Origin of the sequence: Aminobacter ciceronei, from assembly GCF_014138625.1 — a bacterium.
GTDB lineage: Bacteria > Pseudomonadota > Alphaproteobacteria > Rhizobiales > Rhizobiaceae > Aminobacter > Aminobacter ciceronei.
Window position 1 is genome coordinate 39,850 of sequence record NZ_JACJHY010000013.1, and the last position, 18,790, is coordinate 58,639.

Below are 18,790 nucleotides of genomic sequence, written 5' to 3' on the forward strand. Positions count from 1 at the left end.
TCCCACTCCAAGGCTTGTGGGGCGCAGTTTGCGGTGTCGCCGCTTCGCGGTCAAGAAGCGGAGTCTTCGCCCGCCAGCCACTCGACCGACCAGCGCGCGCCGGGGCCTTCGGCCAGCAGCTTGCCGAGCGCCGGCAGCATGGTGTTGAGCTCGCTTTCGAGCTGGTAAGGCGGGTTGACCACCACCATGCCGGTGCCGTCGAGCCGCGGCTCGGCCGAGGGCGGCCTGATGTAGAACTCGATGTCCATGATCTTGGGGATGCCGGCATCGCCAAGCGCCTCACGGAACGCCGCCACCGCCTTACGGTCCTTGACCGGATACCACAAGGCGAATATGCCGCCCGGCCAGCGCCGGTGCGCCTTCTTCAGGCCCTCGACCAGCCGCTCGAACTCGCCGCCGATCTCGAAGGGCGGATCGACGAGCACCAGGCCGCGCTTTTCCTTGGGCGGCAGATGCGCGCCGAGCGCCAGCCAGCCGTCGAGCTCGGTGACGCGGGTCTGGAAGTCGCCTTCGAAGTGCTGGGCAAGCGTCCTTGCGTCCTCGGGGTGCAGTTCGATCGCCGACAGGCGGTCCTGCTTGCGCATGAGATGCCGCGCAATGACAGGCGAGCCGGGATAGCGCGAGATGCCGCCCTCTGCGTTGACGGCCTTGACGGCGTCGAGATAGGGCGCCAGCAGAGCTGCGGCGTCAGCGGGCAATCGGGCCTCAATCAGGCGGCCGATGCCGTCATGCCACTCGCCCGTCTTTTCGGCCTCTTCCGATCCGAGGTCGTAGAGCCCGATGCCGGCATGGGTGTCGATGACGCGAAACGCCTTGTCCTTGCGCTTGAGATAGTCGACCAGCCGGGCGAGCACGGCGTGCTTGACCACGTCGGCAAAGTTTCCGGCATGATAGGCGTGGCGATAGTTCATGACCTGTCGGCGTCCCTGCCCCAACGCGGCGCAGGAGGCGGCGAATTGGGCGGCTGGGAATTGGGATTGTCGGGCCGGCTGTCCTTCTTGCGGCGCAAGGACAGCACCAGGCCGACAAAGCCTATGGCCATCAGCGACAGCCCGATCGGTTGCGCCCGCTGGTCGACCTCGAGGCCGCCCGACCGCAAGATGAGATCGACGCGCTGGATCTGGACGTTGTCGGCGTCGCCCTGCTCGATGACGAAGCGATAGCTGCCCGGCTGGACTTCGCGGATCAGCCCGGCATCGTCGCGGAACACCGGGTCGGGCAATTGCGGGCTGCGCTCGCGCGGCGTGGTGTCGTAAAAATTCAGCGCCTCGGCCAGCACGGTCTGGCCGCGCGTCGAGGCGGTGATGGTCAAGACGGCACTTGCCGGATTGACCTGCGGCGGCGCCAGCGTGGTCAGATCCACCAGCACACGCACCGGCGCATCGCTCGACGCCAGCGCGACCTCGACCGGACGATAGCCGCCCGACCGGTCATAGGCGCGGTAAGTGCCGATCTCGCGGCCGGCAAAATTGGTCGCCGCCCAGGGATAGAGGATGCCAAGCGCGGTGCCGGCAAGCAGGATGATCAGAAACAGGAACCGCATGTCGCTCGTTACTCTGGACCGAAACAGCAATCGCCCCGACCGGACGATTTTTTCGTACTACGGCTTTTGCGGCGTGGCGGAAAGGGTCGCCCGGCCATTGGAGGCTACTTCCCGCTCCATCTCGTCGAGCAGCATGTCGAGGCCGAGGTCGAAGGTCTTGTCGAAGGCGACCACGCTGAAGAACGGGCCGGCCGCAGCGACGTTGGGATAATCACGGCGCAGCTGCTCGTCATCGACAGTGGTCACCGCCGAGGCGCCCCTGGCGTAGCCTGCCGTCTCGTCGAGGATCGCCCCCATCAGGTAATAACCGACCGCGCGGAACAGCCGGGCGGCGCGCTCCTTGCCGAAGCCGCCATCCTCGAACACGCCGAGCACGCCGTCGAGCCAGGCCAGGCATTTGGGCGAATTCATGCGGTAGGTGACGAGGAACGGCGCGAAGGCCGGATGCGCCCGCCCGATGGCGCGGAAGTCGCCCATGACAGCCCGTGCCCGCTGCCGCCAGGGCAGTTCACGCGGCGGGATCTGCAACTCGCCGACCAGCCTTTCGACCAGCGCCTCGAACAGATGCGCCTGCGAGGCGTAGTGATGGTAGATGCTCATCGCCTCGCAACCGAGCGCCTGCGCCAGCTTGCGCATCGAAAAGCCGCCCATGCCCTCACGCTCGATGACCTCGAAGGCGGCCCGCTCGATCATGTCGCGCGACAGCTTCGCTCGCTTTTTGTTGATCGCCCTGTCCATCCGCTCGCCTTGACAACTTACAGTGTAAGGATCATCAATTCGCATACCTTACACCGTAAGGGGAAATTGATCCAGAGGAGGAAGTCATGCCCGCATATGCATCCATCTTCGCCTCGTTCCGCCGCTCGATGACGGTCCTGGCCGGTACAGCTAGCCTTGCCATCTCGCTTGCCGCAATGCCCCTGCCCGCTGTTGCCGACGACTATGACGCGACAGTCAAGGACATCCAGAAGACGATGGGCACAGTGCCCGCCTTCATCAAACAGTTCCCCAAAGCGGGTCTGCCCGGCGCATGGGCGGAACTGAAGGCCATCGAGCTCAGCGACAAGACCGCCCTGCCGCCGAAGACCAAGGCGCTGATCTCGCTCGCGGTGGCCGCACAGATCCCGTGCAGCTACTGCATCTGGGCCGACACTGAGAGCGCCAAACAGGCGGGTGCTTCGCCGGAAGAGATCCAGGAAGCCGTCGCCATGGCGGCGCTGACACGCCACTGGAGCACCATCTTCAACGGCATGCAGGTCGATTTCGAGACCTTCAAGAAGGATCTTGGCGGCGAGATGAGCGCTGCCAAGTAACCTACCGGCTTCGGCAGCGGCGCGGCGGCCCGTCAGGTGCGCCGCGCTTTTTTGTGCGCCGCGCCCGCCTGGCCGTCAGGCCTTGCGCTCCCAGCGCTTGTCGGCACCCTGCTGCCAGTAGGTCACCGTGTGGCCGCCCGATTTCATCGTCTTCCAGTGTTCCCTCGCCCCTTCGAGCTGGGCGGCATCGTGGCCGTCGAACAGGAACACCGCCCGCTGATAGGGCGTGATGTCGGGCGGCGCAGCACCATCGACGAGGAATCGGATCTCGGCGGCGTTGGCATTGGCTTCCGTCACCGTCAGCACCACCGGCTGGTCGGCGGCGTGCGCCTCGCGGTCGCTACCGTGGGCGAGAAACGAATCGTCGCGGAAAGTCCACAGATGCTGGTCGAGGGCGTCGCGGCGCTCTTCGCTGCCACACTGCACCACCGCCTTCCAGCCGCGCTGCAGACTGCGCTCGAGCAGGCCCGGCAAGGCATCCTCGAGCGTCGATTCGGTCAGGTGGTAGAAAAGGACTTCAGCCATGAGGCAATGCTATGCCCCAATTCCAGTCGCGGGTGAAGCTTCCAGGCAACCGCGCTGACGAGGCGCGGTTGCCTGGGCTTCGGCCTTAGCCCTCGTAGTGATCGCGGACGAGGCGATCGAGCAGCCGCACGCCGTAACCCGAACCCCAGGACTGGTTGATCTCGCTGCTCGGCGCGCCCATGGCGGTGCCGGCGATGTCGAGATGCGCCCAGGGCGTGTCCTTGACGAAGCGCTGCAGGAACTGCGCGGCGGTGATCGAGCCGCCGAAGCGGCCGCCGATGTTCTTCATGTCGGCAGTCTTGGAATCGATCAGCTTGTCGTAGTCCGAGCCGAGCGGCATGCGCCACAATTTCTCCTGCGTCGCCGTGCCCGCGGCGGTCAGGCGCTCGGCGAGCTCGTCATTGTTGGAGAACAGGCCGGCGTGGCTCTGGCCGAGCGCCACCATGATCGCCCCGGTCAGGGTTGCCAGATTGACCATGAATTTCGGCTCGAAGCGCTGGTTGCAGTACCACAGCGCATCGGCCAGCACGAGGCGGCCTTCGGCGTCGGTGTTGAGCACTTCGATGGTCTGGCCCGACATCGAGGTGACGATGTCGCCCGGACGCTGGGCATTGCCGTCGACCATGTTCTCGACAATGCCGATGATGCCGACGACATTGACCTTGGCCTTGCGTGCGGCGAGCGCCTGCATCAGGCCAGTGACGGCGGCAGCACCGCCCATGTCGCCCTTCATGTCTTCCATGCCGGCGGCCGGCTTGATCGATATGCCGCCCGAATCGAATGTCACGCCCTTGCCGACGAAAGCTATCGGCTTGTCCTTGGCCTTGCCGCCGTTCCACTGCATGACAGCCAGACGCGGCGGACGCACCGAACCCTGGGCGACGCCGAGCAGCGAGCCCATGCCGAGCTTCTTCATCTCCTTCTCGGTCAGGATCTCGACCTTGACGCCGAGCTTTTCGAGTTCCTTGGCCTGGGCGGCGAACTCGACCGGGCCGAGGATGTTGGCCGGCTCGTTGACCAGGTCGCGGGCGAGCAGCACGCCGCCGACGACGGCCTCGGCGTCGGCAAAGGCCTTCTTGGCGGCAGCCGGATCGGCGCAATGGATGGTGATCCGGGCCGGCTTCCTGTCCTCGGCCTTGCCGTCGCCCCCTTTGTCACCATTGTCCTTCTTGGTCTTGTATTTGTCGAAGCTGTAGCTCCTGAGCAGGATGCCCGAAGCAATGCCCGCCGCGGCCGCGCCATCGGCATCGACATCAGGAATGTCGAGGATCACGGCCACTTCGGTTGCCTTGCGCAGCTGTGCTGCGACCACGCCGCCGAGCTTCAGCCAGGCATAGTCGTCGAGCGAAGACGCCTTGCCCGTACCGATCGCGACGAGACGGTCGACCGCGGTGCCTTCGGGCGCCAGCACTTCGACGACGCCGGCGAATTTGCCTTTGAAATCAGCGACGGGAAAAGCACGATCGAGCGCCTTGGCCGGATCGTTGGCACGCGCCGCATCGCTCAGCCCGCCCTCGTCTGCGGAAAAGACGATGACGGTGCCCTTCTTGGGCGTGCCCGGCCTGGCAAAACTGATCGACGGCTTAGAAGTCATGATATCCCGCTTTCGGATCCCGTTCAGATGGTGCGCGACATTTCGTCGTTTTCGCCGGTTTGGCAAGCCTCCCGTCATGTTGGCCCGATATGATTAAAGCTGAAAATTGTTCGGAAACCTCGTGTTAACCACTTCCGTTCGGCGTTTCTTAGCCATTGGCTAGGAGAGTCCGAATGGCGGGAGAAAGTGTTGGCGGTGCTGACGGCAGTTGTGCCGGCATGCCTTGGACTATAGTTTGGACACCCACCGGCCACGCGACGACAGTCGGCCGGCCAAGTCGGAAACACGGAATCCTGATCATCGATGAAGGTTGTTGAGCGCTACATTCTGCGTCGTGCGTTCGCGGTTTTCATCGCGGCGTTGACGTGGACATTGGCGATCGTCTGGACCACCCAGGTCCTCGGACGCATCGACCTCGTCACCGACAGCGGCCAGTCGGCGCTGACCTTCTTCGAGGTCGCGGCCCTGATCCTGCCGACGGTCATTCCTATCGTCGTGCCGTTTGCCGTCATCATCGCGGTGGCGCTGACGCTGAGCACGATGAACAGCGATTCCGAGCTGGTGATCCTCAATGCCGCCGGTGCCTCGCGGCTCACCGTCATCCGGCCGATCATCATCCTCGCGGTCTGCGCGGCGATGTTTTCCTTCATCGTCGACAACGTCGCCAACCCGATGGCGCGCCAGCGCAACCGCGAGCTGATCGCGACCTCGCGCGCCGACCTTCTGTCGCTGATCATCCAGGAAGGAACCTTCCGCAAGGTCGACGACGGCCTGTTCGTGCAGGTCGGCGAGCGCCTGCCCAATGGCGGGCTGGGCGGCATCTTCGTCGCCGATTCGCGCGAGCCCAATGTCGACCTCGTCTATTATGCCAAGGACGGTTCGTTCATCGAACGCAACAACAAGCAGATGCTGGTGATGAATGAGGGCGTCATCCACCGCAAGGCGCCGGGCGGCGAAGTCTCGGTCATCAGCTTCGACTCCTATGCCTTTGATCTCAGTGAGTTTTCCGCTGCCGCCAACGAAGTGACCATGCAGCCGAAGGACCGCTCGACGTCCTATCTGATGCAGCCGCAGCACGGCGACAAATTCTACCAGCGCAACCCGCGCCTGTTCGACGCCGAGCTCAACCGCCGCTTCTCCGACTGGCTCTATTCGATCGCCTTCGCCTTCATCGCACTTGCGGTTGCCGGCGACGCGCGCTCGCACCGCGAGGCCCGAATCCATCCGCTTGTCACCACGGTGGCGATCGCCCTGTTCTTCCGCTGGCTCGGCTTCTTCGCCAACAGCAAGGCCGAAGCGTTCGCCTGGATCGGCTATGTCGTCTACGCCATTCCGATCGGCGCCTCGCTGTTTGCGCTGTGGTTCATCCGCAACCACCGCAGCATGGAGCTGCCGGTTTCGGTCGCCGACCGCATGGCAGCGGCAGCCGCACGGCTGCGCGACGGCTTCACCGCCTTCCGCCAACGCATCACCGGCCGCGCTTCGGGTCAGGGAGCGGCATGATGGGCTGGACGCTTGGCCGCTATTTCCTCATCCGCTACGCCGTCATCACGACGTGGTTCTTCATCGGCATCTACGCGCTGATCTTCATCATCGACGTCACCGAATTCTCGAGCAATGTCGGCGGCCTGCCCGGCTTCAAGTTCTCGATCGCGATGACCGTTTCGGCGCTGCGCGTGCCGATGATCATGCAACAGACCGTGCCGTTCGTGGCACTGTTCAGCGCCATGGCGACGCTGGTTTCGCTCAACCGGCGTTATGAGCTGGTGATCGCGCGCGCCGCCGGCATCTCGGCCTGGCAGTTCCTGTTGCCCTGCTGCATCGGCGCGCTGCTGTTCGGCCTAGTCACCGTCGGCATCCTCAACCCGATCGCCGCTTACGGCTTCTCGCATTCCGAAACCATCGAATCCGAGCTGCGCTCGCGCCAGTCCAATTCGGTCTCGGCGTTCTCGGCGCCGTGGCTGCGCCAGAAGGCCGAGGGCACCGAAGTCATCATCGGCGCCCGCGCCGTGCTCAACCAGGGTCTCGAGCTGTCGGACGCGGTGTTCTTCATCTTCGACGACAAGGGTGACATGGTCGAACGCAAGGACGCCGAGCGCGCCTATCTGCGTGACGGCTACTGGGAACTGGTCAATGTCCGCAGCATGAAGGGCGGCAAGAATTTCACCTCCCAGCCGGTCGATCAGGTGCCCACCAACCTGAAGCCCGAATTCGTGCAGGAACGGCTGGCGCGGCCCGAAACGATTCCCTTCTTCGAGCTGCCGTCGAAGATCGAAGTGGCGCGTTCCTTCGGCCTCAGGGCCAACGCATTCGCCATGCAATTTCATTCACTTGTCGCCCTGCCCTTCCTTTTGGTTGCAATGACGCTCATTGCTGCAACAGTGTCGATGCGATTTGCACGTATGGGGCAGTCGGCAACGATGATTCTGGGTGGCGTCGTCGCCGGCTTTCTGCTTTATGTCGTTTCGGTTCTGGTCAAAGCATTTGGCAATGCGGGATTCGTGCCGACTTATATTGCGGCGTGGTTTCCAGTAGTGGTCGCAATGTTTTTCGGGGTGACGTTCCTGCTTTATAAAGAGGACGGTTAGTTGAGGGGCGCAATGGCCAACCGCAGGGCCCATATGGCAGGCCTTCTGGGCGCAACCGCGCTCGCGTGCCTGTTTGCGGTCGCGCTGCCGTCCGCACCTGCTTTCGCGCAGACTGTCGCCGACCTCGCACCCAGCGTGCCGGAAGGCGCGCAGATGCTGCTCGAGGCGGACACGCTGGTTTATGACAACGACGCCAGCACCGTCACTGCGGTGGGCGGCGTGCAGATCGACTATGCCGGCAACCGCCTGGTCGCCCAGCGCGTCACCTATGACCGCAAGACGTCGCGGCTGATCGCCAGCGGCAATGTCGAGGTCGTCAATTCGGACGGCACCAAGATCTTCTCGCAGGAGATCGACATCACCGACGACTTTGCCGACGGCTTCGTCAACACGCTGCGCATCGAGACCGTCGACAAGACCTATTTCGCCGCCGAAAGCGCCAAGCGCGAAGGCGGCTTCCTGACGACCTTCAACAACGGCGTCTACACCGCCTGCGAACCTTGCGAGGCAAAGCCCGACAAGGCGCCGATCTGGCGCGTCAAGGCACAGAAGATCATCTGGAACGGCAAGAAGAAGACGGTGCGATTCGAAAACTCGAATTTCGAGTTCTTCGGCTTCCCGATCGCCTTCCTGCCGGCCTTCGAGATCGCCGACCCGACGGTCAAGCGCAAGAGCGGCTTCCTGATGCCCGGTGTCAGCTTCAACAGCAAGCTCGGCATCGGCGTGTCCGTTCCCTATTATTTCGCGCTTTCGCCGACCTACGACCTCACCGTCAAGGGCACCGGCTACACCAAGCAGGGTTTCCTCGGCGAGGCCGAGTGGCGCCAGCGCTTCAACAATGGCGAATACAGCCTGAAGATGGCCGGCATCTACCAGATGAATCCGGACAAGTTCGACCTCAACACGGTCGATCGCGGCCCGACCGGCGACGAAAACAAGCTGCGCGGCATGGTCGGCACCAAGGGCCATTTCGACCTCAATCCGCGCTGGGCCTTCGGCTGGAACATCCTTGCCCAGACGGACAAGAATTTCTCGCGCACCTACAGCATCAACGGCTTCTCCGAGAGCACGCACCGCTCGGAAGTCTATCTGACCGGCCTCAACGACCGCAACTATTTCGACCTGCGCGCCATGCGCTTCCAGGTCCAGGAAGAAGCGCTCGACAGCGACCCGAATGCCCGCGCCGACAAGCAGCCCTGGGTGCTGCCGTCGCTCGACTATGCCTATATTCCCGACGCGCCTTTGGCCGGCGGCGAGCTGTCGTTCAACGTCAATTCGCGCGTCATCCAGCGCTCGGATCTCGATGCCAACCTGACGGCGCCGAACGGCCCGACGATCCACGGCATCGAAGGCACGTCGAGCCGCATCACCGCCGAAGCCCAGTGGAAGCGCACCATCGTCACCGATGGCGGCCTGCTGGTGACGCCGCTGCTCGCCTTCCGCGCCGACGGCAGCTATGTCGACGCGTCGGCCGCTTCGCTCGCCGCCATCAACACCATGGCCGCCGACCCCCGCATCAACGTCGCCGAGGACGTGCGCTCGTCGCTGTTCCGCTACATGGCGACGCTTGGCCTCGAACTGCGCTGGCCGGTGCTGTTCTCGTCGACCAGCTCGACCCATGTGCTCGAGCCGATGGCGCAGATCTTTGCCCGCCCGAGCGAAAGCGCCATTGGCGGGCTCGGCATCCCCAACGAGGATGCGCAGAGCTTCGTCTTCGACGCGGCGTCGCTGTTCGAGCGCGACAAGTTCTCCGGCTACGACCGCATGGAAGGCGGCACCCGCGCCAATCTCGGCCTGCGTTATTCCGGCAGCTTCAACAATGGCTGGACCACCAACGCGCTTGTCGGCCAGTCCTACCACCTTGCCGGCGACAACTCGTTTGCCGCACCCGACCTGGTCAATGCCGGCGCCTATTCCGGCCTCGAGACCGACACGTCGGACTATGTCGCGCTCGCCGGCATCGCCAGCCCGAACGGCTTCTCGGCTTCGGTCAGCGGCCGCTTCGACGAGCGTACGTTCGATGTCCGCCGTGCCGAGATGAAGGTCGGCCTCGACGCCCGTCCGCTCGCCGTGTCGGCGCGTTATGCCTTCATCCAGGCGCAGCCGCTCTACGGCTTTGCCAACGACCGCCACGAAGTGACGCTGGGCGCCACCGCCCGCTTCAACGACCAGTGGCGCGTCTTCGGCTCCGGCACCTACGACATCCAGGGCGACCTGCTGGTCAAGAACGGCGTCGGCTTCGCTTATGACGACGAGTGCTTCACCTATCTGATGTCCTATTCCGAGAGCCGCGATCACAACAAGCCGGACGACGTCTCGCGCACCGTCGGCTTCAACATCTCGTTCCGCACGATCGGCGACTTCGGCAACGCGACGAGCGCCTTCTAGGCCAGCGGCGGGAACGGCGGCACTGAGTTGTCGGGGCGGCCCGACATCGTTTTGCCGCATAAGACGGCAATGACGGGGCAGATGTATCCGGGCAATGCCCGGATCAGGGGTTTGAACGGGACTTTTTCTATGCGGAAGCACCTCTTTTCGGCAGGCCTTGCCCTGCTCGTGGCGGCGACGTCGCTTTCGATCACCGCCTATGCACCGCCGGCTCAGGCCAGCGAGATCAAGTACATCGTCAACGATGTGCCGATCACCAGCTACGACATCCAGCGCCGCGCGGCGTTCCTCAAGCTGCAGAAGCGCAAGGGTGATGCCGGCCAGGAAATGATCGAGCAGACGCTGCGCATCGCCGAGATGAAGCGGCTCAACATCCGCATCTCCGACAAGCAGGTCGACGACGCCTATGCCCGCTTCGCCGGCTCCAACAAGCTCAAGCCGGCGCAGATGGACCAGATCCTCGGCCAGGCCGGCGTGACATCGAGCCACTTCAAGGACTATATCCGCGCCCAGATGGGCTGGAACCAGGCTCTCGGCGCCCGCTTCCGCTCGGCTGACGGCGGCGGCATGTCGACCGAGCAGGACGCAGTGCGCCGCATGCTGCAGCAGGGCGGCGCCAAGCCGAGCGCCACCGAATACATGCTGCAGCAGGTGATCTTCGTGGTCCCTGCCTCCGAGCGCGGCTCGATCGGCAAGCGCAAACGCGAAGCCGATCAGATGCGCGCCCGTTTCAACAGCTGCGACCAGACACGCGAATTCGCCAAGGGCCTGCTCGACGTCACCGTGCGCGACCTCGGCCGCGTCATCGCCCCGCAGCTGCCACCCGAATGGGCCGATCAGATCAAGAAGCTCAAGGCCGGCGGTGCCACGCCGGTGCGTGAGACCGACCGCGGCGTCGAGTTCATCGGCGTCTGCAGCGCGCGCGAAGTCTCCGACGACAAGGTCGCCCAGATGGTCTTCCAGGCCGAAGGCGCCACCGGCAAGGGCGGCGACGCCAAGGCCGAAGAGCTCAACAAGAAGTACCTTGAAGAGCTGCGGGCCAAGGCCCGCATCGTCACCCGCTAGGCCGTGGCTTCCAGCAGCCTGCCACTGGCGCTGACGTCGGGCGATCCCTCGGGCATTGGCCCCGAAATCGCTGTCGCCGCCTGGCGGCAGCGTGTGGCGGCCGGCGTGCCGCCCTTCTATCTGCTTGGCTGTCCGAAGCTGATTGCGGCGCGGGCGCACGCCCTTGGCGTCGACGTCGCCATCGTCGAGACCGCCCCCGCAGGTGCTGCGCAAGCCTTCGCGGAAGCCCTGCCCGTGGTGCCGCTCACAGCGCCATTCATCGACACGCCGGGCCAGCCCGACACCGCCAATGCCGCCGGCATCATCGAGGCCATCGACCGTGCGGTGGCTGACACCTTCGAAGGCCGCGCCGCTGCCGTCGTCACCTGCCCGATCGCCAAGAAGCCGCTTTATGACGCCGGCTTCCGCTTTCCCGGCCACACCGAATATCTCGCCCATCTCGCGACCGAGCGGACCGGCGTCGACACCACCCCTGTGATGATGCTCGCCGGGCCGGAACTGCGCGCGGTGCCTGTGACCATCCACATCGCGCTGGCGGAGGTGCCGAAGGCGCTGACCACCGAGGCCATCGTCGAGACCGCGCGCATCACCGCACGCGACCTCAGCGCCCGCTTCGGCATATCAAGGCCACGCATCGCCGTCTCCGGCCTCAACCCGCATGCCGGCGAAGGTGGCGCGATGGGCCACGAGGACGAGCGCATCATCCGCCCGGCGATCGCCGCGCTCAAGGCGGAAGGCATCGACGCCTTCGGTCCCCTGCCCGCAGATACGATGTTCCACGCCCGGGCGCGTGCCGGCTACGACGCAGCCATCTGCATGTATCACGACCAGGCGCTGATCCCGGCCAAGGCGCTGGCCTTCGACGAGACCGTCAACGTCACGCTCGGCCTGCCCTTCGTCAGGACCTCGCCCGACCACGGCACCGCCTTCGACATTTCAGGCAAGGGCATCGCCCGGCCCGACAGCCTGATCGCCGCGCTCAAGCTGGCGCGGCTGCTCGCCGACGGCGAGGCAAAGGCATCATGAGCACCAGCATCGACGGCCTGCCGCCGCTCCGCGACGTCATCGAACGCCATGGCCTGCAGGCCAAGAAGGCGCTCGGCCAGAACTTCCTGCTCGACCTCAACCTCACCGGCAAGGTGGCACGCGCCGCCGGCGACCTGACCGGCGTCACCGTCATCGAGGTCGGCCCCGGCCCCGGCGGCCTGACACGCGCGCTGTTGATGCATGGCGCGAAGAAGGTCATCGCCATCGAGCGCGACGAGCGCTGCCTGGCCGCCCTGCAAGAGGTTTCCGATCATTATCCGGGCCGGCTCGAGGTGGTGTCGGGCGATGCGCTGAAGACCGATTTCGCCGGCCTCGCCGCTGGTGAGCCGGTCAAGATCGTCGCCAACCTGCCCTACAATATCGGCACCGAGCTTCTGGTGCGCTGGCTGACCGTCGAGACCTGGCCGCCCTTCTACCAGTCGCTGACGCTGATGTTCCAGCGCGAGGTCGCCGAGCGCATCGTGGCAAAGCCAACCAGTTCCGCCTTTGGCCGGCTCGGTGTGCTGGCGGGCTGGCGCACCGATGCCCGCATCGCCTTCGACGTGCCGCCGCAGGCCTTCACGCCGCCGCCCAAGGTGACCTCGTCGGTGATCCATCTGGAGCCGCGCCGGGAGCCGCTGGCGGCCGATGTGAAGGTGCTGGGCCGGGTCACCGAGGCCGCCTTCGGCCAGCGCCGCAAGATGCTGCGCCAGAGCCTGAAAAGCATGGGCGGCGAAAAGCTGCTGCAAGCTGTCGGCATCGACCCGACCCGCCGCGCCGAAACGCTCAGCGTCGAGGAATTCGTGGCACTGGCAAAGGCGGTCTGAGGCAAATGCGCTCTGAAAGCCGGGGGATGCAACAGCTCGGCGTCGTGCCCCGGCTGTTCCCGCTCATTCTGTCAGGCGACAAGACCTCGACCATCCGATGGCGCGAAAGCAGGATCGTGCCCGGCTATCTCAGATATGTCTGCGACGGCGACGCCGCCAGCACCGCCATCGTCTGGGTCACACGCTGCTCCGACATGCCTCTGTCGCAGGCAGCCGCCTTTGTCGGCCGGGAAGCCGAGTGGCCGAAGCAGGTCATGCTCGACGGCATGCGCGAGCACTACCCTGACATCGGCTGGAACGACATGGTCCAGATCATCGAACATCTGACGCCGGCCGAAACGCGCCGGCGTGAAGACTTTCCCGGCTGATCCAACCTCGGGCTAATCCGGCCTTGTCTGATCCGGCCTGGGGCCGATCGGGCTTACGAGGTCTTTTCGTCGAGCAGTTTCGAGACGAAATCGAACAGGCCGGGCCGGCGGTCGCGGCGCAGGCGTTCCGCGGCGACGATGGCGCGGACTTCGGCGAAGGCGCGGTTGAGGTCTTCGTTGATCACGACATAGTCGTATTCGCCCCAGTGCTCGATCTCGTCTCGGGCGTTCTTCAGCCGCGTCTCGATCACCGCGTCCTGGTCCTCGGCGCGGCGCTTGAGGCGGGCCTTCAGCTCGCCCATCGACGGCGGCAGGATGAAGATCGAGACGATGTCGCCGCGCATCTTTTCCTTGAGCTGCTTGGCGCCCTGCCAGTCGATGTCGAACAGCATGTCGCGCCCTTGCGACATGGCAAGCTCGACCGGCTCGCGCGGGGTGGCGTAGAAATTGCCGTGGACCTCGGCCCATTCGAGCAGCGCGTCATTGTCGCGCAACAGCTCGAATTCGCGCTTCGAGGTGAAATGATAGTGGGCGCCGTCGATCTCGCTGCCGCGGCGCGGACGGGTGGTGACGCTGACCGACAGCTTCAGTTCGGGATCGGTCTCGATCAGGTTGCGCGAGATTGTCGACTTGCCGGCGCCCGACGGCGACGACAGGACCAGCATCAAGCCGCGCCGCTTGATGACGATGGATGGGGTCTCGGCGCTCATGCGCTACTCCAGATTCTGAACTTGCTCGCGAAACTGATCGACCACGGCCTTCAGTTCCAGCCCGATGGCGGTCACTGCGGCGGCATTCGACTTCGAACACAGCGTATTCGATTCGCGGTTGAATTCCTGCGCCAGAAAATCGAGCTTGCGGCCGATGGCGCCGCCGCCGGCAAGCAGGATGCGTGCGGAGGCGACATGGGTCTTCAGCCGGTCGATCTCCTCGCGGATGTCGGCCTTGGTGGCGAGGAACGCCGCTTCCATGTTGAGCCGCGTCTCGTCGAGCGCGGGGGACGCCTCGAGCAGCAGCCGCACCTGTTCGGCCAGGCGCTGGCGGATCTGCGCCGGCTCGCGCGATGGATCCGCTTCGGCCTGCAAGGTCAGCGTCTCGATGGTTGCGATGTGATCCGACAAAAGCGCGCGCAGCGCCTCGCCCTCGGCCTTGCGCGCCTCGACCAGACCGGCGAGGCCCTTTTCCAGGCCATCCATGATCACCGCGTCGATCGCCGCCCGCTGCTCTTCCGTCTCGACCGCCTCGGGCATGTCGAACACGCCGCGCAGGGCAAGCAGCCCGTCGGCGCTGGCAGGGGCCGCGCCATATTGCTGGACCAGGCGGGTGGCAAGCTCGGCCACGTCGCGCAGGAAATTTTCGTTGATGACCGGCTGCACCATAGCGCCGGCCGTGCGGCTGACGGTCAAGGTCGCCTGCACATTGCCGCGCGAAAAGCGCTTCTGGATCGCCTGCCTGACCGCCGGTTCGAGCCGCTCGAAGCCCTGCGGCAGGCGCAGGCGCACGTCGACGCTCTTGCCGTTGACCGACTTCACCTCCCAGGCGATCGCCGTTCCCTGGTGCTCGGCGGCCACGCGGGCGAAGCCTGTCATGCTTTGTAGGGTCATTTGGGTAGGGTCATTTGGGTAGGGTCATCTGGGCAGGTTCATCTCAAGAGGTTCATCCGGGCAGCGCGTCCTGTCTTCCTGCAGCGTGCCCTGCGCGCGCCCCAGGCGGGGCAATGCAGGCCTGTTCCTACTTCTTGACGGCGTTGGTGGTGGCGGCGTCCTTCTTGGCCGGATCGGCCTCGTCAGCCGCCTTCTCGTCCTCGACGACCTTGCGCTGGAAGGCGCGCCAGCGGGCGACGTTTTCGTTGTGCTCGTCCAGCGTCTCGGCAAAGACGTGGCCACCCGACCCGTCGGCGACGAAATAGAGGTCCTTGGTCTTCGAGGGATTGGCCACCGCCTCCAGCGAGGCCTTGCCCGGATTGGCGATCGGCGTCGGCGGCAGACCCTTGATGGTGTAGGTGTTGTAGGGCGTCGGCTTGTCGATGTCGGAGCGATAGATCGGCCGGTCGGCCGGTTTCCCCTTGCCGCCGAAGATGCCGTAGATGATCGTCGGATCGGACTGCAACCGCATGCCCTTGTTGAGGCGGTTGATGAACACCGCCGCCACGCGCGAGCGCTCGTCGCCGCGCGCCGTTTCCTTCTCGACGATCGAGGCCAGCGTCACGAACTCGTTGATGTCGGCGAGCGGCAGGTCAGGCGAGCGCCGGGCCCAGATGGTCTCGACCAGTTCCTTCTGGTCGGCCAGCATCTTGTTGACGATCTGCTGCCTGGTCAGGCCGCGGGTGAAGCGCTGGGTGTCGGCGGCAAGCGTGCCTTCGGCGGGCATCTCGGTCGGCATGTCGCCGCTCAGCGCTTCCTGCTCGGCAATGCGTTTCCACGCCTGCTCGACGGTCAGTCCTTCCGGAATGGTCAGCGAATACTGCACCGACTTGCCGCTCTTCAGGAGCTCCATGATGTCGTGCATCGACGCACCGGCCTGGATCTCGTATTCGCCTGCCTTGAGCGAGCCGTCATTGCCATAGGCGCGCACGCCCATGCGGAAGATGCGGGCGTCGCTGATCAGGCCGCGCCGCTCGAGCTGGTCGGCGATGTCGGCCACGCCGGTGGCGGGCTTGACCAGGAAGGTCGCCGGCACCGTCGAGGGGCCCGCGCCGCCAAATTCCTGCTTGCCGAAATAGAGGGCGGCACCGCTGGCGAGGATCACCAGCACCGCCGTCGACATCATGAAATTGAGGAACACGACGACCTGGTTGCGCGAGGCACGCGACCGCTTGGACGGCGGCGGCGTGCCGGCTTCCGGCCGCAGCGCTTCCTGCGCGGTCTTTGGAACGATCGGATTGGCCGAAACCGGATTGGCCGGTGCGGCGCGTGGTGCGCCCTCTCCCTGCCCTGGCGTATTGATGCTCATCTTGCCTCGCCTTTGCGTCGAATCCCCGCCGGGAGACTAGGCTTGAATGTGGCAAAAATCACGGCAAAGGGCCCGCGAGGGGCCCCTTCCCACAACCTATCAGCCGTTGAAGCGCTGGAACACCAGCGAGGCGTTGGTGCCGCCGAAGCCGAAGGAGTTCGACAGGGCGACGTCGACCTGCCGCTTGCGCGGTGTGTTCGGCACCAGATCGATGGCCGTCTCGCGCTCGGGATTGTCGAGGTTGATCGTCGCCGGCACGATGTTGTCGCGGATGGCGAGGATCGAGAAGATCGCTTCGGCAGCACCCGCAGCACCCAGCAAGTGGCCGATCGACGACTTGGTCGACGACATCGACACCTTGGAGGCGGCGTTGCCGACGAGACGTTCGACGGCGCCGAGTTCGATCGTATCGGCCATGGTCGAGGTGCCATGGGCGTTGATGTAGTCGATGTCGGCGGGCGTCAGATTGGCGCGCTTGAGGGCGGCGCTCATGCAGCGGAAGGCGCCGTCGCCATCCTCGGCCGGTGCGGTGATGTGATGGGCATCGCCGGTCAGGCCGTAGCCGACGACTTCGGCATAGATCCTGGCACCGCGCGCCTTGGCGTGTTCGAGCTCTTCGAGGACGACGACACCCGCCCCCTCGCCCATGACGAAGCCGTCACGGTCGCGGTCATAGGGGCGCGAGGCCTTTTCGGGATCGTCGTTGCGGTCGGTGGAGAGCGCCTTGCAGGCGGCAAAGCCGGCCAGCGACAGGCGCGTCACCGGCGCTTCGGCACCACCGGCCACCATCACGTCGGCATCGCCGAACATGATCAGGCGGGCCGCATCGCCGATGGCGTGCGCGCCGGTCGAGCAGGCGGTGACCACGGCATGGTTCGGGCCCTTGAGCCCGTGCCGGATCGACACCTGGCCGGAAACCAGATTGATGATCTGGCCCGGAATGAAGAAGGGGCTGATGCGGCGCGGGCCGCGCTCCTTGAGGATCAGGGCATTTTCGGCGATGCCGTCAATGCCGCCGATGCCCGAGCCGATCATGACGCCGGTCGAATTCTGTTCGTCCGGCGTCTTTGGCTGCCAACCCGAATCCTTCAATGCCTCGTCGGCGGCCGCGATCCCGTACAGGATGAAGTCGCCGATCTTGCGCAGTTCCTTGGGTTCAAGGACCGCTTCGGGATTGAAGCTGTTGTTGGAGCCGTCGCCGCGAGGGATGACGTTGGCGATCTTGCAGGCAAGGTCGTCGACCTCGAACTCCGTGATCCGCCGGGCTGCGCTGCGGCCGGAAAGAAGCTCTTTCCAGCCGTGCTCGTAGCCCATGCCGAACGGTGAAAGCAGGCCAAGGCCTGTGACGACCACACGCCTCATCGCAGGCACCCCTGACAATTCGCGATCGCTCAGGCCGAAGCCTTGTCGATGTACTTCACGGCGTCGCCAACGGTGAGGATGGTCTCGGCCGCATCATCGGGGATCTCGACGCCGAATTCTTCTTCGAAAGCCATGACGAGCTCGACCGTGTCGAGGCTGTCCGCGCCCAGATCGTCGATGAAGCTCGCAGCTTCCGTCACCTTGTCGGCGTCGACGCCAAGATGTTCGATGACGATCTTCTTGACGCGCTCTGCGGTGTCACTCATGTGGGCATCCTCAGTCTGGTGTTGTTAGGTCTTCGTTAGCGGGCGGATTGCCGCTAATCAAGCTGTAATCTACGCTTTCCCAAGCGCTCGGGCGGCGGTCGGGTTTCGTCCTGGCCACCTGATGGAGCGCGGCAATACACGAAAAATTCACCGCGTCCAAGGCAAAAGGGCCGGTTATCCCGGCCAATCGGCCAATCAGATCCCAATCAGATCCCAAATCAAATCATTGCCATGCCGCCATTGACGTGAATCGTCTGGCCGGTGACGTAGGCCGCCTCATCGGAGGCGAGATAGGCGACCGCCGAGGCAACTTCCTTGCCGGTGCCCATGCGCTTGGCCGGGATCGCCGCCATGATCGCCTCTTTTTGCTTGTCGTTGAGCTTCTCGGTCATCGCCGATTCGATGAAGCCGGGGGCGACGCAGTTGACGGTGATGTTGCGGGTGGCGATCTCCTGGGCCAGCGACTTGGAGAAGCCGATCATGCCGGCCTTGGAGGCGCAATAATTGGTCTGGCCGGGATTGCCGGTGACGCCGACGACCGAGGTGATGTTGATGATGCGGCCATGACGGCGGCGCATCATCGGATGGGTCAATTCGCGCGTCAGTCGGAACATCGCCGTCAGGTTGATCTCGATGACGCTGTCCCAGTCGGCATCCGACATGCGCACGAACAGGCCGTCCTTGGTGATGCCGGCATTGTTGACCAGGATGTCGACGCCTTCGAGTTCGGCTTCGGCCTTCTGGCCCAGCGCCTTGACCTCGTCGCGGTCGGCGAGATTGGCCGGGAACAGCTTGACCCGGTCGCCGAGTTCGCCGGCCAGCGCCTCGAGCTTTTCGATGCGGGTGCCGTGCAGGCCGACAATGGCGCCCTGGCTGTGCAGGATGCGGGCGATTTCTTCGCCGATGCCGCCGGATGCACCGGTGACGAGTGCCTTGCGGCCGGTCAGATCGAGCATTTTGCTACCTTCCTTGA

General features: G+C 64.8%; 19 protein-coding genes. 8 read left to right on the forward strand and 11 right to left on the reverse strand.

Annotated elements, in window-relative coordinates; all coding sequences use genetic code 11:
- Nucleotides 1-50 precede the first annotated feature (50 nt).
- From HNQ95_RS14675 to HNQ95_RS14685, 3 genes are read right to left on the reverse strand one after another with little or no spacing between them, the layout of a single operon-like run.
- On the reverse strand, nt 51-911 hold the full coding sequence (locus tag HNQ95_RS14675; RefSeq protein ID WP_182574432.1) for a 23S rRNA (adenine(2030)-N(6))-methyltransferase RlmJ: 861 nt from the start codon (nt 909-911) through the stop codon (nt 51-53).
- Entirely contained in the window at nt 908-1,543 is a 636-nt protein-coding gene (locus HNQ95_RS14680) for a hypothetical protein (RefSeq protein WP_182574431.1), read from the reverse strand. The genes HNQ95_RS14675 and HNQ95_RS14680 overlap by 4 nt, the downstream gene beginning before the upstream one ends.
- A gap of 57 nt (nt 1,544-1,600) precedes the next feature.
- Nucleotides 1,601-2,281, reverse strand: a complete 681-nt coding sequence (locus HNQ95_RS14685; RefSeq protein WP_182574430.1) for a TetR/AcrR family transcriptional regulator — start codon at nt 2,279-2,281, stop codon at nt 1,601-1,603.
- An 86-nt stretch (nt 2,282-2,367) separates the two neighbouring features.
- On the opposite strand from HNQ95_RS14685, the gene HNQ95_RS14690 reads away from it, so the two are divergent.
- Nucleotides 2,368-2,856 carry a carboxymuconolactone decarboxylase family protein gene (locus tag HNQ95_RS14690; protein WP_182574429.1) on the forward strand — a complete coding sequence of 163 codons (489 nt, stop codon included), beginning with the start codon at nt 2,368-2,370 and terminating at the stop codon, nt 2,854-2,856.
- A 75-nt stretch (nt 2,857-2,931) separates the two neighbouring features.
- Here the strand turns inward: HNQ95_RS14690 and HNQ95_RS14695 are convergent, their stop codons facing one another.
- The gene (locus tag HNQ95_RS14695) at nt 2,932-3,381 is read right to left on the reverse strand and encodes a DNA polymerase III subunit chi (RefSeq protein ID WP_182574428.1); all 450 of its coding nucleotides are present in this window, start codon (nt 3,379-3,381) and stop codon (nt 2,932-2,934) included.
- Between the two features lie 85 nt (nt 3,382-3,466).
- A complete protein-coding gene (locus HNQ95_RS14700; protein WP_182574427.1) occupies nt 3,467-4,975 on the reverse strand; it encodes a leucyl aminopeptidase in 1,509 nt (502 codons plus the stop codon).
- A 303-nt stretch (nt 4,976-5,278) separates the two neighbouring features.
- On the opposite strand from HNQ95_RS14700, the gene lptF reads away from it, so the two are divergent.
- From lptF to HNQ95_RS14735, 7 genes are all read left to right on the forward strand, one after another.
- Nucleotides 5,279-6,478, forward strand: a complete 1,200-nt coding sequence (gene lptF / locus HNQ95_RS14705) for an LPS export ABC transporter permease LptF (RefSeq protein WP_154385087.1) — start codon at nt 5,279-5,281, stop codon at nt 6,476-6,478.
- The gene (gene lptG / locus HNQ95_RS14710) at nt 6,475-7,563 is read left to right on the forward strand and encodes an LPS export ABC transporter permease LptG (RefSeq protein WP_182574426.1); all 1,089 of its coding nucleotides are present in this window, start codon (nt 6,475-6,477) and stop codon (nt 7,561-7,563) included. Before lptF ends, lptG begins: the two co-directional genes overlap by 4 nt.
- Nucleotides 7,564-7,575: 12 nt before the next feature.
- Entirely contained in the window at nt 7,576-9,951 is a 2,376-nt protein-coding gene (locus tag HNQ95_RS14715) for an LPS-assembly protein LptD (RefSeq protein WP_182574425.1), read from the forward strand.
- Between the two features lie 129 nt (nt 9,952-10,080).
- Complete coding sequence (locus tag HNQ95_RS14720; RefSeq protein WP_182574424.1) at nt 10,081-11,016, forward strand: peptidylprolyl isomerase; 936 nt, start codon at nt 10,081-10,083, stop codon at nt 11,014-11,016.
- 3 nt (nt 11,017-11,019) lie between these two features.
- Nucleotides 11,020-12,042 carry a 4-hydroxythreonine-4-phosphate dehydrogenase PdxA gene (gene pdxA, locus HNQ95_RS14725; protein WP_182574423.1) on the forward strand — a complete coding sequence of 341 codons (1,023 nt, stop codon included), beginning with the start codon at nt 11,020-11,022 and terminating at the stop codon, nt 12,040-12,042.
- Nucleotides 12,039-12,869, forward strand: coding sequence for a 16S rRNA (adenine(1518)-N(6)/adenine(1519)-N(6))-dimethyltransferase RsmA (gene rsmA / locus HNQ95_RS14730; protein WP_182574422.1), 831 nt, complete (start codon nt 12,039-12,041; stop codon nt 12,867-12,869). The genes pdxA and rsmA overlap by 4 nt, the downstream gene beginning before the upstream one ends.
- A 26-nt stretch (nt 12,870-12,895) precedes the next feature.
- Nucleotides 12,896-13,237, forward strand: a complete 342-nt coding sequence (locus HNQ95_RS14735; RefSeq protein ID WP_182574421.1) for an ASCH domain-containing protein — start codon at nt 12,896-12,898, stop codon at nt 13,235-13,237.
- 53 nt (nt 13,238-13,290) lie between these two features.
- Here HNQ95_RS14735 and gmk read toward each other — a convergent pair whose 3' ends face one another.
- The 6 genes from gmk to fabG all read right to left on the reverse strand — a co-directional run bounded on the left by gmk (nt 13,291) and on the right by fabG (nt 18,773).
- Nucleotides 13,291-13,947, reverse strand: coding sequence for a guanylate kinase (gene gmk, locus HNQ95_RS14740; protein WP_182574420.1), 657 nt, complete (start codon nt 13,945-13,947; stop codon nt 13,291-13,293).
- A gap of 3 nt (nt 13,948-13,950) precedes the next feature.
- Nucleotides 13,951-14,841, reverse strand: coding sequence for a YicC/YloC family endoribonuclease (locus HNQ95_RS14745; protein WP_182574419.1), 891 nt, complete (start codon nt 14,839-14,841; stop codon nt 13,951-13,953).
- 127 nt (nt 14,842-14,968) lie between these two features.
- On the reverse strand, nt 14,969-16,189 hold the full coding sequence (mltG, locus tag HNQ95_RS14750; protein ID WP_067964073.1) for an endolytic transglycosylase MltG: 1,221 nt from the start codon (nt 16,187-16,189) through the stop codon (nt 14,969-14,971).
- A gap of 99 nt (nt 16,190-16,288) precedes the next feature.
- On the reverse strand, nt 16,289-17,551 hold the full coding sequence (gene fabF, locus HNQ95_RS14755) for a beta-ketoacyl-ACP synthase II (protein WP_067964075.1): 1,263 nt from the start codon (nt 17,549-17,551) through the stop codon (nt 16,289-16,291).
- A gap of 29 nt (nt 17,552-17,580) precedes the next feature.
- Entirely contained in the window at nt 17,581-17,817 is a 237-nt protein-coding gene (locus HNQ95_RS14760) for an acyl carrier protein (RefSeq protein WP_055978681.1), read from the reverse strand.
- Between the two features lie 218 nt (nt 17,818-18,035).
- Nucleotides 18,036-18,773: a 3-oxoacyl-[acyl-carrier-protein] reductase gene (fabG, locus tag HNQ95_RS14765; protein ID WP_067966850.1), complete on the reverse strand. Its 738-nt coding sequence runs from the start codon at nt 18,771-18,773 to the stop codon at nt 18,036-18,038.
- Nucleotides 18,774-18,790: the final 17 nt, after the last annotated feature.